The sequence below is a fragment of the Polaromonas sp. P1_E1_2 genome (assembly GCF_056406035.1).
In genome coordinates this window covers 1-2,581 of sequence record NZ_JBFUAZ010000603.1, presented here as the reverse complement: position 1 = coordinate 2,581, position 2,581 = coordinate 1, and the positions used below count along the sequence as shown (strand labels likewise).

General features: G+C 64.1%; 2 protein-coding genes. Both read left to right on the top strand.

Going from position 1 to position 2,581, the window contains the following annotated elements; all coding sequences use genetic code 11:
• Positions 1–900 (top strand): glycoside hydrolase family 15 protein (locus AC1D1P_RS20580; protein WP_477674237.1); only part of this gene is annotated, 900 nt, incomplete at its 5' end.
• Positions 901–1,021: 121 nt separating this feature from the next.
• Positions 1,022–2,404: an alpha,alpha-trehalose-phosphate synthase (UDP-forming) gene (gene otsA, locus AC1D1P_RS20575; protein ID WP_477668441.1), complete on the top strand. Its 1,383-nt coding sequence runs from the start codon at positions 1,022–1,024 to the stop codon at positions 2,402–2,404.
• The last annotated feature ends 177 nt before the right edge of the window (positions 2,405–2,581 follow it).

Here is a 2,581-nt window from a genome sequence, read left to right as displayed (position 1 = left end):
GTGCAGTCCAAGGGCGGGCACATCCAGCCGCTCTACGGCATAGGCCTGGAGCGCGAGCTGCCCGAATCCACCATGTTGCATCTGGGCGGCTACCGCGGCATGGGACCGGTGCGCGTGGGCAACCAGGCGCAGGAGCATTTCCAGCACGACGTCTACGGCAATGTGGTGCTGGGCGCGGCCCAGGCTTTTCACGACCATCGCCTGCTGCACCGTGCCGGCATTGCCGAGTTCAAGCGGCTCGAGGAAGTTGGCGAGCAGGCCGTGCACAGTTACGACAAGCCAGATGCCGGCATGTGGGAGCTGCGCACGCGCGCGCGCATCCACACGTCGTCGGCCCTGATGTGCTGGGCCGCCTGCGACCGGCTGGCCAAGATCGCGCTGGTGCTCAAGCTGCAGGATCGGGCCGACTACTGGCGCGGCCATGCGGCAGTGATGCAGGAACGCATCCTGCGCGAATCCTGGAGCGAAGAACGCCAGGCCTTTGCCGAAAGCTTTKGCGGGCGCGACCTCGACGCCAGCGTGCTGCTGATGATTGAAGTGGGCTTTATCGATCCCAAAGACCCGCGCTTTGTCGCCACGGTAGACGCACTGGAAACCCATTYGTGCGACGGCCCCTACATGCGCCGCTATGAGGCGCCGGACGATTTCGGCAAGCCCGAAACCGCCTTCAACATCTGCACCTTCTGGCGCATCGACGCGCTGGCACGCATAGGCCGCAAGGAGCAGGCGCGCGAGATTTTCAACACCATGCTGGCCGCGCGCAACCATGTGGGCCTGCTCTCGGAAGACACGCATCCCGTGACCGGCGAGATGTGGGGGAATTTTCCGCAGACGTATTCGATGGTGGGGATCATCAATGCTGCCGTCCGCTTGTCCACCCCGTGGGAATCTCAAGTATGAACTTGAACACCCCCGCCGGATGCTCACTTCGTGTAGCACCTCCCCCCCTCGCAGGGGGCCGGCGCCTGCGGCCCGACAAAGCCAGTTCCGCGGCCCCCGCTGGTAAAGAGGGGCGTTTGCCATGAGCCGGCTAGTTGTTGTATCCAACCGCGTAGCGGATCCACGCAAGGCTGCGGCTGGCGGACTGGCCGTAGCGCTGGGCGATGCACTCAATGCTACCGGTGGGCTGTGGTTCGGCTGGAGCGGCACGGTCGTTGAGGGCGGCGCCGCCGGAGAAGGCGAGCTGCATGTGCAGCAGGCGGGCAACATCAAGCTGGCCACGGTGGACCTGTCGGCCGAAGACCATGCGGGCTACTACCTGGGTTACAGCAACGGCGTGCTCTGGCCGGTGTTTCATTACCGGCTGGACCTGGCGCGTTTTGACACAGGCTTTATCGAGGCCTACCGCCGCGTGAACCGGCTGTTTGCGCACAAGCTCATGAGCCTGCTGCAGCCCGACGACATCATCTGGATCCACGACTACCACCTGATCCCCATGGCGGCCGAATTGCGCGCCATGGGCTGCAACAACCGCATCGGATTTTTCCTGCACATTCCGCTGCCGCCGCAGCAGGTGCTGGCGGCCATTCCCCAGCACGAATGGCTGATGCGTGCGCTGTTCGCCTACGACCTGGTCGGCTTCCAGAGCGAGAACGACCTGCTGCACTTCTCGCGCTATGTGCAGGCCGAAGCCGGCGCGGTGGCGCTGGGCGACAACCGCTTCAGGGCCTTTCACCGCACTGTGCGGGCGGGCGCTTTTCCCATCGGCATAGACGTGGACGAGTTCGCGGCGCTCACGCACGCGCAGGATGCGCGCGACATGTACGAACGCATGAAGGAAGAGTATTCACGCCGCAAGCTGCTGCTGGGTGTCGAGCGGCTCGACTATTCCAAAGGCTTGCCGCAGCGGCTGCGGACGTTTGAAACCTTGCTCAAAAAGTACCCGGAAAATCTCCGCAGCGCCACGCTGATCCAGATCGCCTCGCCCAGCCGTGAGGACATGGGCACCTACACCGATCTGCTGCAGGAACTGGAAAGCCTGTGCGGCGCCATCAACGGCAATTTCGGCGAGCTCGACTGGATGCCCGTTCGCTACATCCACCGCAACGTGGCGCGCAAGCGCCTGCCGGGTTTGTACCGCGTGGCGCGGGTGGCGCTGGTCACGCCGCTGCGCGACGGCATGAACCTTGTGGCCAAGGAATTCATCGCCGCACAAGACCCGGCCGACCCCGGGGTGCTGGTGCTGTCCCGCTTTGCGGGGGCTGCGGAGCAACTGGAAGACGCGTTGCTGGTCAATCCCTACGATACCGACGGCACCGCGGACACCGTACAGCGTGCGCTTCAAATGCCGCTGGAGGAGCGGCAGGCGCGGCATCAGAAGCTGCTCAAGACCATCCGGGAACGCGATGTGCATTGGTGGCGGAGGGAGTTTCTTAACGCCCTCGGCTACGAGGGACCGGCTTAGTTGCCGGTTCTTGCTCCGGCTTTCGCGCTCTCTGCTGAGGGTTGCTGGCCGGGGGTTGCCCGGCATGCAACTCACTTTTCTTTGCTTCGCCAAAGAAAAGTAAGCAAAAGAAAGGCGACCCTGGTTCCTGCGTCCCTTCGCTGCGCTACGGGCAACCTGCGGTGCTCGGTCCAGCCG

Coding starts and splice junctions, on each gene's coding strand:
- otsA (WP_477668441.1), top strand. CDS start 1,022: ATGAGCCGGCTAGTTGTTGTATCCAACCGCGTAGCGGATCCACGCAAG.